Genomic DNA, 15,281 nt, shown 5'->3' on the forward strand with positions numbered 1-15,281 from the left:
GTATTGATGTAGAGTCTCTTTTTTTCCAAATTTTAAAACAATCGGGCAACTTTGTTTTGTTAACCACTAATGAGGGTGTGCTCACTTAGGGGAGTAAAACCCAACTATATTAAAGAGACAATTTATAACCAATCAAAAAAGCTATGAGGTACAGATTTACGTACTGCCTAATGGTTTTATTTATTTTTATCGCAGCGCCATCTTTCGCGCAGCAGGAAATAACCATTCAAGGTAAGGTAACAGATTCGCTCGATGGAACAGGGATTCCAGGCGTGAGTGTATTAATCAAAGGGACGGGTAAAGGGACCCAGACGGACGCCAATGGTAACTATAATATCAAGGCACCGTCGAATGCCACCCTAACATTTAGTTTCATCAGTTATCGAAGACAGGAGATAGCCGTAAACAATCAAACCACCATTAATGTTACCTTGGCCAGTGAGAGCGAGGTATTGGATCAAGTGGTAGTTGTTGGTTACGGTACACAAAAGCGGAGCCAGATTGTCGGTTCAGTAAGCTCCGTTAAATCAGAAGAAATTACCAAACAGCCCGTGTTGACAGCGGCACAAGGTTTACAAGGAAAGGCGTCAGGCGTACAGATTAACGCTTCGGGACAGCCTGGTTCGCAACCGCAAGTAAGAATCCGTGGGGTAGGATCAATTACAGGGAACCAAAATCCGATTTATGTGGTAGACGGTGTAATTACGGACGATATTACGAATATTAATAACTCGGATATCGCTTCCATTGAAGTGTTGAAAGATGCGTCTGCTCAAGCAATTTACGGTAGCAGGGCTGGTAATGGTGTGATATTGGTTACTACAAAAACTGGTCAAAGTGGTAAAATGCAAGTGAATGTAAATACTTACGCTGGTTTTCGAAACATGACTAGCAAGGTAGATATGGCTGGTGGTAGAGATTATGCGATTTATACCAATGAAGCGATCATTAATGGGACACCCGTGGGAGAAGAACCTGAATTGTTATTCGATCCGAATAATTTGCCTAATCAAACCACTGACTGGATGGATGCCGTAACTCGCCAAGGGTTAGTCCACAATTATGACGTAAGCGTGAGTGGGTCGTCAGAAAAGACAACGTACTACTTTAGTGCAGGTTACTTTGGCGATCAAGGTATTCTAAAAGGATCAAAATATGATCGCTTTAATGCAAGGGTAAATAATGAGTATAAGTTAGCTCCAATTCTCTCTGTTGGTCATAATCTTACCGTAACCTACAGCAAGTCGAATAATATTCCCGGAAGTGTTTTTGCGTCAGCCTACCGGATGTCGCCTGCGGCCTCTATCTATAATGAAGACGGTAGTTATGGGTATCAACCAGGGTTAAATGTTGGAAACCCTGTAGCGACGATTAATTATACCAATGACTTTACCAATACGTTACGTTTGCAGGGAAATGGCTTTATCTCTTTAAAACCCGTGGAGGGTTTGACTTTACGAAGTGATTTTAATTTCGATAAGACAAATGGAGATGGTCTTCAATATGCTCCTGTGTACACCGTTTTCAGTGCGCAACAAAATAATCGCTCGAGATTAAATGTATTGGATAACAACCGCTTCTATTACATTTGGAATAACCAAGCTACTTACAATAAAACTTTCGCGGAGAAGCACGAAGTTAACGCCACCGTAGGCTATTCCTTTGAAAGAGACCGTGCAACAAGGTCAAACGTTCAAGTATTAGATGTCCCTAATCAACGAAATCTATGGTATATCAGTCAAGGAGATGTATCGACAATTACTATTGATCCAAACAACAATATTAATGGCGGTGATTTGGTACGCCGCCAATCCATTTTTGGAAGATTAACATATACCTATGACGGTCGATACAACATTAGTGGTTCTTTGCGTAGAGACGGGTCAAGTTCATTCCCTGTCAATAATAAGTGGGGAACTTTTTACTCAATTGGTGGTTCGTGGAATATCGGTGAAGAGAACTTTATGAAGGATCAAGATTTATTTGATTATTTACGGCTAAGAGTTGGGTACGGTAAAGTTGGAAATGACATCAGTATTTCAGGGAATAACCTGGCAGCTTTATTAGGCGTTTCTCAAACAGGGTATTATCCTTTTGGTTTTCCTAATTTTGATCCGGTGCTTGGGATCAATTATAATCAAATACGGGATGCAGGCGCTTCGTGGGAAACGACAAAAGGAGTAGATGCTGGATTGGAGTTCGGTATTATTCAAGGAAAGTTATCTGGAAGCTTTGGATATTACAATAAGTTGACCGACGCCTACGTCCCAGTAACAATTCCTTCGCTCTTCGGCGATGCAGACAGAGTTGTCTATACACAAGCAGCTCGTGTTCGGAACAGAGGATTTGAAGTTGCCTTGAATTGGGATAACCGGGTAAACGACGATTTCTCCTATCGATTTGGCGGAAATGTTACTTTCAATAAAAATATCGTCGACGAAGTTACTGGAAACCTAAGGTTACAGGGAGGAAGTCTTGGCAATGGACAAATTGTTACAATGACCCAAGTAGGCGAACCCGTGGGCAGCTTTTGGGTTTATGAAGTGACTGGCCATGATGATCAGGGGAACTTTACTTACCGAGACGTAAATGGAGACGGTACGATCGACGACAACGATCGTGTGTTTGTCGGGTCTTATCAACCAAAAGCTTATTTCGGATTCAATGCGGGTGTGAATTATAAACAGTTTGATCTGTCGTTTGATCTCTACGGAAACTTAGGAAACAAAATTTTCAATGGTAAACGCGCTGTACGATTTGGCAATGATGCGGTAGAACAAGAAGTCTTTGCTAATCGCTGGACACCGGAAAATCAGAACGCTTCTGGGCCTGCTGCATCCAATACTATTCCTCGGCCCTCTACATATTATGTCGAATCCGGTAATTTCTTGCGAGTAAACAACATTACATTAGGCTATACGTTTGACAATCAAAAATGGACATTCTTAAAAGATAGTAAGTTACGTGTGTTTGCAACTGCACAAAACCCGTTTGTATTCAAATCTTATAGCGGATTTACTCCCGAAATTGGAGGTGCAACCTCAGGAAATATTTCCGATGCTGATCGGCGTAATGCGGGCTCGGCAATTAATTCAGGTATCGAATTGGATGTATATCCAATTTATTCAACCTATATGTTTGGTTTAAATTTGACATTTTAAGATCATGAAGAAATTCATCCATCATATCAGTATACTAACTGTCCTTATTTTAGGTATAGTTGTATCCTCATGCAGTAAAGACTGGTTAAATCCCGCTCCCGAAAATCAGGTTTCAGGCGACGATTCAACATTTACTAATCCCCAGAATGCTCAACGCTTCGTCAATTCAGCTTATACCAACCTCCTTACTTGGGATCAAAGTTCCTTTGCTTGGATCGGCGTGACAAGTATTACTTCTGATGATGCAGACAAAGGAAGCTCGCCGGGTGATACCGGATCCGATAAAGACCAATTGGATAACTTCACTTTTAGCGCGTCAACTCCATCCTTTTATAGTATGTGGAGCAGCAACTATTTAGGTGTAAATTATTGTAACCGGGCTCTGGAAAATGTTCCACAATTTTCTATAGAGGAGGCTTTGAAAACTCGATATGCTGCAGAAGTACGTTTTCTGAGAGCATACTATTATTTTAACTTGGTTAGAATGTTTGGAAACGTCCCAAAAATAGACCGTGTTATAGATTACGAAAATGTCGAAGAACGTGAAACAGCATATACACAGTTACCAGCTGATTCAATTTATGCATTTATTAAGAGCGATTTAGAATTTGCGTTAAACAACTTGCCGAAGAACACCGAATATGCTGCGCAGGATTTGGGACGAGCTACCATGGGTGCGGCTGCAGGTCTGTTGGCAAAGGTGTCTATGTACAGAAAGGAATGGAATCGTGCTTATTCCTTGACGGATAGTATTATCAATGGGGCCGTGGGAGCTTATGGATTAGTAAACGATTATACTACTATTTGGAGAGAGTCGGGAGAAAACTCTTCCGAATCCTTATTCGAAATCCAAAGCAGTGGATTGAGAAATAGCAGTGTTCAACAATTTAGTCAAGTGCAAGGCATCAAAGAGGGAGCCTTTAATGTGCCTTCTTCACAAGTATTTCAAGGATGGGGGTTCAATACGCCTAGCGCTGATCTGTATAACGCTTATAGTGAAGGTGATGTGAGACGGGATGCGACAATCATCAGTGTAGGGAATACACTTTTTGACGGAGTGCGCGTAATATCGGCATTTAATCCAAGATATAACTACAAAGCTTATCAAAGCATTTTAAAGGAAACGTATGGAGGGAGTACCGACTACTCGAATGTGAACATTCGGATTCTCCGTATGGGCGAAATATACCTTATCCGGGCCGAAGCGGCTAATGAGTTAGGCAATACTTCTGTAGCGTTATCTTCGGTAAACGCGATTAGAGCGAGAGCAAGAGGAAACAACCCAAATGCAGTACCTGATATCCAAGCCGCAGGTCAAGATGAACTTCGTCGGTTAATCTGGAATGAAAGACGGCTCGAAATGGCGATGGAATTTGACCGTTTTTTCGACTTGGTTCGCACCGGTCAAGCAGGAGCTATTTTGAGGGCGCAAGGTAAGCAGTTTGTGGATGGCAAGCATGAGCTATTTCCAATTCCTCAAAACGAGATCATTGCTAGTGAAAATAGATTGCGGCAAAATCCAGGCTATTAATTCGACAACTTGCAAATCTGGAAGTCTTACCTTCCAGATTTGTTGATACCTTCCTTCAGATACAAACGAACCTGTCTGAGTTACTACACCAAAAAAATGTGTAATAGCTTGGGCGGGCTTCATCACCAAAAACAAACATCAATGAAAGTTTCTTCTTACGTATTATTATTAGCAATTCTGTCTCTTTCCTTTTCCTGTTCTCAGTCGCCCTCTAATAAAGAAGCGCAACAATCAGAAGAAAAGACGGATACGCTTTCCAACGATTCCTTACTGACGCTTGTACAACAGCAAACCTTTCAATATTTCTGGGAAGGAGCTGAAAAGACGTCTGGCTTAGCACGTGAACGAATTCATCTAGACGGTGTGTATCCGGAGAATGATCAAGATGTGGTAACCATTGGTGGGGGTGGTTTCGGTGTTATGAATATTTTGGTCGGAATGGAACGTGGTTTTATTACGCGTCAAGCCGGAGTACAAAGACTAGAGCAAATTGTTAATTATCTGGAGAAGGCAGATCGTTTTCATGGTGCATGGCCTCATTGGTTGCATGGCCCTACCGGTAAAGTAAAGCCCTTTGGCCAAAAAGATAATGGCGGCGATTTGGTAGAGACAGCCTTTATGGCGCAAAGCCTCCTATGCGTACGACAGTATTTGGCGGGGGGCAATGAGCAGGAGAAAGCGGTTGCGGACAAAGCGGATCAATTGTGGAAGGAAATCGATTGGAGTTGGTATCGTAAAGGTGGGCAGAATGTATTATACTGGCATTGGAGCCCTGAATATGGCTGGGAAATGAATTTTCCGGTAACGGGCTATAACGAATGCCTGATTATGTATGTGTTAGCGGCTGCGTCTCCTACGCATGGCGTACCTGCCGCGGTATACCACGAAGGTTGGGCAAAGAGTGGAAAAATTAAAACCGATGCGGAACAGTACGGACATAAAATCGTTTTGGACTTTAATGGACATAAAGGAACTGTTGGACCTATGTTCTGGGCTCATTATTCCTATCTAGGGTTAGATCCGAGAGGCTTGAAAGACCAATACGCCGATTATTGGGAACTCAATAAGAATCAAACCCTCATTCAACGCCAATACTGCATCGAGAACCCCAAACATTTTAAAGGCTACGGTGCCAATGCTTGGGGTTTAACTGCAAGTTATTCAGTGAAAGGATATGCGGGGCATAGCCCCAAAGAGGATTTAGGTGTAATCAGTCCGACAGCAGCCTTGTCTTCTTATCCTTATACGCCTGAATATAGTATGGAAGTCATCCGTTATCTTTATGATCAACTAGGCAATAAAGTATGGGGAAAATATGGATTTTATGATGCTTATAGTGAAACGGACAATTGGTTTCCTCAACGTTATTTAGCGATTGATCAAGGACCGATACCTGTCATGATCGAAAATGAACGGAGTGGGTTGCTTTGGAATTTATTTATGAGTGCTCCGGAAGTAAAGGAGGGATTAAAGAAATTAGGTTTTTCAAGTAGTCAACATACTTTATAGTTATGAATTATCAGTTGTTAGCCACCAGAGGTGTTACCCATTGGCCGATTATTAGAAGGGCAGTTTTCGTTTTTTTAGTATTCGGATTACACCTCCAGGTACATGCGCAACATCAGCAGACTTATTGTAATCCGCTCAATCTGGATTATACTTATATGATCTACAATGCCCATAACGATATTTCTTACCGTTCGGGCGCTGATCCCGCTGTTGTAAAATTCCGGGGAGAATATTATATGTTCGTTACACGGTCAATGGGTTATTGGCATTCTACCGACTTAACAAACTGGAATTTTATTACACCGGAAAAATGGTACTTCCAAGGCTCTAACGCTCCGGCAGCACACAATTATAAAGATTCTGTACTTTACGTGACCGGGGATCCTTCGGGCTCTATGAGCATTCTTTATACAGATAATCCAAAAAAAGGAGATTGGAAAGCGGTTCCTGCTATTCTAAATGATTTGCAAGATCCGGATCTTTTTATAGATGATGACGGCCAGGCTTACATGTTTTGGGGATCTTCTAATAAATTTCCGATCAGAGCGAAAACGCTGGATCGGTATAAGCGGTTCAGGCCTTCAGAGAAAACTTATGAGCTATTTAATTTAGATCCGGACAGACACGGATGGGAGCGCTTTGGCGAAAATCATCAAGATACGGTTCTCGGAGGCTATATCGAAGGGCCATGGCTAACCAAATATGGTAACAGGTATTATATGCAGTATGCTGCACCGGGTACGGAGTTTAATGTCTATGGTGATGGCGTTTATGTCAGTGATCACCCGCTCGGCCCCTATCGTTACGCGCCAAATAACCCCATCGCCTATAAACCGGGAGGCTTTGCCAATGGCGCCGGGCATGGTAGTACGGTATTAGGATCAGAAAATCAATATTGGCATTTCGGATCGATGGCCGTTTCAGTCAATGTGGGATGGGAAAGGCGCATCTGTATGTTTCCGACCTATTTTGATGATGATGGCTTAATGTATACTAACACCCGTTTCGGCGATTATCCGCACTATGCTTCGGGAAGCCCGAAGCAAGGTGAATTCACGGAATGGATGTTATTATCCTATCATAAACCTGTTTCCGTTTCATCAACTGCGGGGGAGTTCAATGCCCAACATATCGTAGATGAAAGTATAAAAACTTTCTGGCTGGCGGCAGCGAATGATGATAAACAATGGGTGCAGATCGACCTCTTGAAGCCGGCAGCGGTACATGCTATACAAATCAACTATCATGATTATAAATCGGATATGTATGGACGGATTCCGGGCCTTAAGCATCAATATATCCTAGAAGGGTCATTGGATGGAAAGAATTGGAAAGTGATTGTTGACAAACGGAATAGCCTACAGGATGTGCCGAATGAATATGTTTCTTTAGCTTCTCCGGAACGTATTCGATATGTCCGTTATAAAAATATACACGTGCCGACTCCTCACCTCGCTATTTCCGGAATACGTGTTTTTGGCAGAGGTGAAGGGAAAAAACCTGCTAGGGTCAACAACTTCCAAGTAAAGAGGCATCAAGATAAAAGGGATGTTACCATAACATGGAATCAACAGAAAACCGCGCAAGGCTATAATGTCTTATGGGGTATTGCACCAGATAAACTATATAGCGCATGGATGGTATATGATAACAATAAACTGGATATGAAGAGCTTGACGACTGATCAAACTTATTATTTTGCCATCGAAGCTTTTAATGAAAACGGTGTATCTGAAAGAACGAAGGTACAGGAAGTGAAATAAAGCGATTAGCTTTTAGGTATTAGCTATTAGTTAACGCCTAAGACCTAACAACTAGTAAAACATGAACAAACTAATCATACCAAGCATGGCAATTGCGCTGATGATGGCAGTACCATGTACGACACAAGCACAGCGAAAGGTAGATAAGAAACCCACATTGGCGATCAAGCCGACAGATAAAAGCAAGATGAAGGCTTTTATTGATGAATTGATGGCCAAGATGACCGTTGACGAAAAGATCGGCCAGTTAAATTTGCCCACCGGAGGAGAAGCAACTACGGGATCAGCTGTAAGTACTGATCTGGAAAGCAAAATCAAAGCTGGTCAAGTGGGAGGTGTATTTAGCTTAACTACGCCTGATCGCGTAAGGAAAACACAGGAATTGGCTGTCAATCACAGTAGACTGAAGATCCCCTTAATATTCGGACAGGATGTGATACATGGTTATAAAACACTTTTTCCAATCCCCTTGGGGCTTTCGGCGACTTGGGATTTGGCCTTAATTGAAAAGACAGCACGCATTGCCGCAACGGAAGCGAGCGCCGATGGCTTAAATTGGGCTTATTCCCCGATGGTTGATATTTCACGTGATCCGCGGTGGGGGCGTATTTCCGAAGGAAGCGGCGAGGACACGTATCTAGGTTCGCAAATCGCTGCCGCCATGGTGCGTGGCTTACAGGGCAACGATCTGGCAGCGAATAATACCCTGATGGCCTGTGTAAAACACTTTGCCCTATACGGTGCCGCTGAAGCTGGGCGCGACTATAATACAACGGATATGAGTTTGCATCGTATGTATAACGATTATCTTCCACCCTATAAGGCTGCAGTGGACGCAGGGGCGGGCAGCATTATGACGTCTTTTAATGATATCAACGGCGTACCTGCTACCGCTAACCACTGGTTATTAACCGATGTGCTACGGAAACAATGGGGATTTAAAGGGATGGTCGCTACCGACTACACTGCGATCAATGAATTGATTGATCATGGTTTGGGCGATCTGCAACAGGTTTCCGCTTTATCCCTTAAGGCCGGTGTTGATATGGATATGGTAGGAGAAGGCTTCCTAACAACCTTGAAGAAGTCGTTACAAGAAGGAAAAGTCAGCGAGGCCGATATTGATCGTGCTTGTAGAAATGTATTGGAAGCCAAGTATAAACTAGGGCTTTTTGATGATCCGTATAAATATTGCAGTGAGGAACGTGCAAAGAAAGAGATCCTAGCAAAGGAACATTTAGATTTTGCACGTGAAGTAGCGGCACAATCTTTTGTGTTGTTAAAAAACGAAAATAATGTCTTGCCATTGAAAAAATCCGGGACTGTAGCTTTAATCGGTCCACTGGCCAATACCGGAAGCAATATGCCCGGAACGTGGAGCGTCAATGCGGATTTAAAGAATACACAGTCATTACTGGAAGGTATGCAGGAAGTGCTAGGGTCGAACGTGAAAATACTGCATAGCTTGGGATCAAACTTATTGGAAGATGCCGCTTATCAAGAACGGGCTACGATGTTCGGTCGGGAAATTCCCCGAGATAATCGCTCGGAAGAAGCTTTGATACAAGAGGCGGTAAAGACAGCGCAACAGGCGGATGTGGTGGTGGCCGCATTGGGAGAAAGTTCGGAAATGAGCGGAGAAAGTTCGAGTCGTACGGACCTGAATATCCCTGCCGTGCAACAGCGCTTACTCGCCGCTTTATTGAAAACAGGAAAGCCGGTGGTATTGGTGGTTTTTGCCGGTCGACCGCTTACACTCACTTGGGAGCAGGCCCATGTACCCGCTATTTTGAATGTATGGTTCGGTGGTACGCAAGCTGCTAAAGCCATTACCGACGTGTTGTTTGGTGATGTCAACCCTTCCGGTAAGATCACAGCCACTTTTCCTAAAAATGTAGGACAAATACCAATTTATTATAGCCATAAAAACACCGGTAGACCGCTAGCGGAGGGAAAATGGTTCCAAAAGTTCCGCTCCAATTACTTAGACGTGAATAATGAACCGCTCTACCCCTTTGGTTACGGTTTAAGTTATACCTCATTTGCTTATAGCGATATCAAATTAAGCAAGAACGCGTTCAGTGCGGGAGATTCTTTAGCGGTATCGGTTACGGTGACCAATACAGGGAAGATGGCCGGTAAAGAAGTGGTGCAATTATATACGCAGGACTTGGTTGGCAGTATAACCCGTCCGGTTAAAGAACTTAAAGCGTTTCAAAAAATTGAACTAAAGGCAGGCGAGAGCAAACAGGTGGTTTTCCATCTTTCTGCAGAAGATCTGAAGTTTTATAATGCCGACTTGCAGTATGTAGCAGAACCGGGTGATTTCAAAGCTTTTGTGGGAGGCAATTCGCGCGATGTGAAAGAGGCTCAGTTTAAGTTGCAGTAAAGTCAGTTTATTATTAGCTAATTAGCCAATGTGATCATTAGCCGATTAGCTAATACTATCGATTAGGTATGCTGGCGAGCGAATTGATCGCACGAACTTAGCATTACCTGGCTCATGCAAAGTTACTGCTACTTGCAATCGTCGTATATATAGCATTGATAATTCATCCTTCATAATTCCTGCCTACCGGCAGGTAGGCATCACTACAAAACACCGTTCATCACCAACAAACTACAACTTATAAGACCTGTAGCTTTTTCAAATCCTATTCCGTTATGTAGGTTGTGTAATGAAAGATAAACTAAACAAAAAAGGAATATGAAAACGAAAAATTACTTTGTCCTCTTGATGATGTTGTTTGTGGGAGGATTAACTTTTAGCGCATGTAATGACGATGATGATTATGTTTACATCCCAACCGCCTACGTGAATTATGTGAATGCCTATGCTGGAGTAGATCGTTTGGATATTGTCTTGGATAACAATTTGGTAAACAATAGCTTTGTTCCTTATGGGAAGTACATTCCATATGGATTAGGGAGAACGATTCCAGGAACGAGAAAGTTTAGAGCAATAGTAACAGGGACAAATGATGTACTGGTAGATTCTACTATAAACGTAAGAGACAGTGCTACTTACACGTCTGTTATTTACGGCTATCAAGATACCGTATCAAGTATCTTTGTAGAAGACAGAGATGCAACTAATTTCGATGCGAGTAAAGCATATATCCGATTCTTCAATTTATCAGAAAACACACCATCCGTAAAGGTTAATTTGATTCAAAACGGCACCCCTACTAATGTATTTAATGACCGTCCGGTTGATAATCAGACCTCCGCTACAGCCAATGCCGGATTCATTGCAACCAATCAGGGTTCATATACAATTCAAGTAACGGATATGAATGGCACGCAATTAGCCCTACGAGATGAAGCTGCAACATTAAGCGCTGGTCGATATTATACAATATTAACAAGAGGAATCAACGGAAATGCACAAAAGCCAATGGTAGTTGGGATATTCCAACATTAATGGTTAATGAAACAAAGCATACAACCATTCGCCGAGCAAATAACCAAAGCGAAGCGATAGGGCAATGATTAATAAAATAAAAGCCAATCCAAATGCATATTTGTAGATTGGCTTTTTTAGTTCTTCTTTTAATCTGTCTGTGAATTGATTGGCCATCGCCGCTCTCCCATAATCTTAACGTTTATCCACACTATATTTTCCGGGTCCTACTAAGGCCAAACCTATAAAGACAAATAAGAGCTCTATTGGATGCCCGGCCGACATAAAGCCTTCGGTCTTGTAATGATGCAGCGCAGCCACCAGCATGACGAAAGCCAGTAACAAAGCAGCTGGTCTAAAAGCTAGACCTATGATTAATAGAAAACCGCCTAAGGTTTCCGTAACCGCTGCAAGAAAACCCCAAAACATATAACCAAAAGTAATGCCAACATGGTTCATCGAAGTGCCTACACCCCTCCACATTTCGGGGCCACCCATAATTTTTGGATATCCATAGGTAATAAACATGGCGCCTAGCGCCAAGCGGATAATCAATAATCCCGTGTTTTTGTAATTTCCAAGAGTCGAAAGTATTGCCATTTTTTTAAGTAAAAATTTAAAATTCAAAATTCAAAAAGCTGGCAACTCGCAACTAGCAACTATACCTCCAAGCCTTACACCTTATCCCCTTACACCTATTGCCTATTGCCTACTGCCTATAGCCTACTGCTCATCTATATAAGCCAAACATACATGGTGCTCATTGACACTTAAACTAGCTTGCGCACCAAAAATTAAGGTGTAGTTATTATCAATGTGTCCTGCCGGAAAGTCAAAGGCAACCGGATAACCGTATTCGCCTACGATTTCCAAAATCAGCTCTTCTAGCGTGATTCCAAAGGGTACTTTATTATCTTTTAAGTTGGTGAAGCCACCTACCAAAAGACCTTTCAAATTTTTTAGTTTTCCTGCTCGTTTCAAAGTCCACAACATTCGGTCGATGGAATAATAGAACTCTCCCACATCTTCAATAAACAAAATTTTTCCATCATAGTCCATGTCGGAAACCGAGCCCAGTACGTTAACCAGTAGAGCCAAGTTACCTCCAATCACGACGCCTTCACCTTCACCCGGGATATTCGTATGTTCACTTTGATATTCGTATGACGGCATTTCACCAAAAAGCGTATCCTTTAAGCTGAGCAATGATTCCTTGGTAGCATCAGGAATGGTAATAGGCATTTGCCCATGTATGGTTGGGATTCCAAAATTTCTGTGAATATGGCTATGAATAACAGTCACATCACTGAATCCGATAATCCATTTGGGCTTTGCAACAAAATGTGAGAAATTCACTAAATCAATCATCCGCACACAGCCATAGCCACCTCTCGCTGCAAAGACAGCTTTTATTTCGTCGTTATCGAGCATGGATTGGAAGTCCTGTGCCCGCAGTTCATCGCTGCCCGCATACTGCCGGTAGCTGCTGTGAACGGTTTTACCGACCACAACGTCAAGATCCCACGATTTTAAGAGCGCTATAGCGTCTTCCAAATCATTATCTACCTTCCATGCCGGGCATACAATACCCACCTTGTCACCTTTTTTTAAATAAGGAGGTGTTTTCTTCATATCTGTTTATTATGAAGTGCAAATTGATGTATCTTTGCCGAATTAACAAATCATTTTTGAAAAAAGCGCTCGCGTTATAAGTGATAAGTTGTAAGTAATAAGTACTATCTACTGCTTAAAACGTACAACTTAACACGTACAACTTGTTACAACAAAATGAAAGATTTTAAACGTTATACCATCACTTCTGCCCTGCCGTATGCCAATGGGCCTTTACATATCGGTCACCTCGCCGGAGCCTATATTCCTGCCGATATCTTCGTGCGCTTTTTGCGGATGAACAACAAAGAGGTGGCTTTTGTCTGTGGTTCGGATGAGCATGGGGCTGCAATTACTATAAAAGCCAAAAAAGAAGGGATTACGCCTCAAGAAATAATCGACAAGTATAATGCACAGATAAAAGAGAGTTTTGAACAGTTCGGCATTTCTTTCGATATCTATCATCGTACCTCTTCCAAAATTCATCACGAGCTTTCGCAAGAATTCTTCCTCAACCTCTATGATAAAGGGGAGTTTGTGGAGAAATACTCAGAGCAGTATTACGACGAAGAATATCATCAATTTTTGGCCGATCGCTACATTGTAGGGACCTGTCCGAATTGCCATAACGAAGGAGCTTATGGTGACCAATGCGAAAAATGCGGAACCTCCTTGAGCCCAACGGATTTAATCAATCCAAAATCGACCTTAAGTGGTAAAACACCTGTACTTCGTGAAACCAAACACTGGTATTTGCCTTTAGATAAATATCAAGCTTGGCTGGAAAAATGGTTATTGGAAGGTAAAAAGGATATTTTAAAATCAAATGTATATGGTCAATGCAGCTCTTGGTTAAAATCCGGTCTGCAAGCACGATCCATGACCCGTGATTTGGATTGGGGAGTGGATGTTCCTTTAGAAGAAGCAAAGGGAAAAAAGTTATACGTTTGGTTAGATGCGCCTATAGGCTATATATCAGCTACGAAGCAATGGGCCTTAGATACCGGGAAAGACTGGGAAAAATACTGGAAGAAGCAGGAAAATCCAGCGGATGACGCCTGCTTGATACATTTTATTGGGAAGGATAATATTGTCTTCCACTGCATTATATTTCCTTCTATTTTGCATGCACATGGTGAATATGTTTTGCCGGAAAATATTCCTGCAAACGAATTTTTGAATTTAGAAGGAGATAAGTTGTCAACTTCTAGAAACCATGCGGTATGGTTGCACGAGTACTTGGCTGATTTTCCGGGTAAGCAAGACGAGCTACGTTATGTTTTGACCTCTATTTTGCCGGAAACATCGGATAGTGAGTTTACCTGGAAGGATTTTCAAGCACGTGTGAATAATGAATTAGTAGCCATATTCGGTAATTTTATCAACCGTGTACTGGTCTTATCTCATAAATACTTTGATGGTAAAGTGAAGGCTGGGGGCGAGCTTAGCGATAAAGATAAATTAGTGCTCTCCGAGTTGGAGCGTTATCCTAAAACCATTAGTTCTTCGCTAAGTCAATATCGGTTTCGAGAAGCCCTGGCGCATTTTATGAATGTGGCGCGTTTAGGGAATAAATATTTAGCCGATGAGGAGCCTTGGAAATTAATCAAGACGGATGAAGACCGCGTGAAAACAGTGCTTAATATCGGTTTGCAGATTGCCGCTAATTTGGCGGTATTGGCGCAGCCTTTTTTACCGCATACGGCAGAAAAGCTATTCCAGATGTTAAATTTTCAGGATCGGGATTGGACGGCTGCCGGTAATCCTAATTTGTTGGAAAACGATCATCAATTGGGCGAGGTACAATTGCTTTTTGAAAAAATAGCGGACGAACAAATCGATGCGCAGCTAGCCAAATTAGCACAGGCTAAGGTCGACAACGCAAAAACGCAAACAAGCACCGCGGAGCCGGCGAAGGCGAACATTGCCTTTGATCAATTTACACTCCTCGACATTCGCGTCGGCAAAATCTTAACAGCCGAAAAGGTGGCGAAGACAAAGAAGTTGCTGAAGTTGACAATTGATACAGGAATTGATCAACGCACGGTAGTATCAGGCATTGCGGAATTCTTTAATCCTGAAGATATTATTGGAAGACAAGTTTCTATATTAGTCAATTTAGAACCGCGGGAAATCAAAGGCATTCTCTCACAAGGGATGATCTTGATGGCCGAGGATGCCGATGGACGCCTTGATTTCGTGGCGCCGCAATCAAATATCCAACCAGGAAGCGTTGTTAGGTAGTTTTATGTTATAAGTTATACGTTATAAGGCTAACCCTAAACTTACAACGTATAACTTAT

The 15,281-nt window shown here is 42.2% G+C and carries 9 protein-coding genes; 7 read left to right on the plus strand and 2 right to left on the minus strand.

The genetic code is table 11. The features are described from left to right. Positions 1-143: 143 nt before the first annotated feature. The 6 genes from FKG96_RS04030 to FKG96_RS04055 all read left to right on the plus strand — a co-directional run bounded on the left by FKG96_RS04030 (position 144) and on the right by FKG96_RS04055 (position 11,388). A complete protein-coding gene (locus tag FKG96_RS04030) occupies positions 144-3,161 on the plus strand; it encodes a TonB-dependent receptor (RefSeq protein ID WP_130854568.1) in 3,018 nt (1,005 codons plus the stop codon). 4 nt (positions 3,162-3,165) lie between these two features. Continuing rightward, a complete protein-coding gene (locus FKG96_RS04035; protein ID WP_130854567.1) occupies positions 3,166-4,692 on the plus strand; it encodes a RagB/SusD family nutrient uptake outer membrane protein in 1,527 nt (508 codons plus the stop codon). Between the two features lie 141 nt (positions 4,693-4,833). Further along, positions 4,834-6,201, plus strand: a complete 1,368-nt coding sequence (locus tag FKG96_RS04040) for a glucoamylase family protein (protein ID WP_130854566.1) — start codon at positions 4,834-4,836, stop codon at positions 6,199-6,201. Positions 6,202-6,203: 2 nt separating this feature from the next. Continuing rightward, on the plus strand, positions 6,204-7,964 hold the full coding sequence (locus FKG96_RS04045; protein WP_130854565.1) for a family 43 glycosylhydrolase: 1,761 nt from the start codon (positions 6,204-6,206) through the stop codon (positions 7,962-7,964). 61 nt (positions 7,965-8,025) lie between these two features. Beyond that, positions 8,026-10,353 carry a beta-glucosidase BglX gene (gene bglX, locus FKG96_RS04050; protein WP_256377655.1) on the plus strand — a complete coding sequence of 776 codons (2,328 nt, stop codon included), beginning with the start codon at positions 8,026-8,028 and terminating at the stop codon, positions 10,351-10,353. A gap of 318 nt (positions 10,354-10,671) precedes the next feature. Then, positions 10,672-11,388 (plus strand): DUF4397 domain-containing protein, encoded by a 717-nt coding sequence (locus tag FKG96_RS04055; protein WP_130854564.1) that lies wholly within the window; start codon positions 10,672-10,674, stop codon positions 11,386-11,388. A gap of 174 nt (positions 11,389-11,562) precedes the next feature. Here the strand turns inward: FKG96_RS04055 and FKG96_RS04060 are convergent, their stop codons facing one another. Together FKG96_RS04060 and FKG96_RS04065 are read right to left on the minus strand one after the other, a co-directional pair. After that, positions 11,563-11,967, minus strand: coding sequence for a DoxX family protein (locus tag FKG96_RS04060; protein WP_130854563.1), 405 nt, complete (start codon positions 11,965-11,967; stop codon positions 11,563-11,565). A gap of 123 nt (positions 11,968-12,090) precedes the next feature. Next, entirely contained in the window at positions 12,091-12,999 is a 909-nt protein-coding gene (locus tag FKG96_RS04065) for an LD-carboxypeptidase (RefSeq protein ID WP_130854562.1), read from the minus strand. Positions 13,000-13,155: 156 nt separating this feature from the next. On the opposite strand from FKG96_RS04065, the gene metG reads away from it, so the two are divergent. Further along, complete coding sequence (metG, locus tag FKG96_RS04070) at positions 13,156-15,222, plus strand: methionine--tRNA ligase (RefSeq protein WP_130854561.1); 2,067 nt, start codon at positions 13,156-13,158, stop codon at positions 15,220-15,222. Positions 15,223-15,281: the final 59 nt, after the last annotated feature.

The sequence above is a fragment of the Olivibacter sp. LS-1 genome (assembly GCF_008245145.1).
Lineage (GTDB): Bacteria > Bacteroidota > Bacteroidia > Sphingobacteriales > Sphingobacteriaceae > Olivibacter > Olivibacter oleidegradans.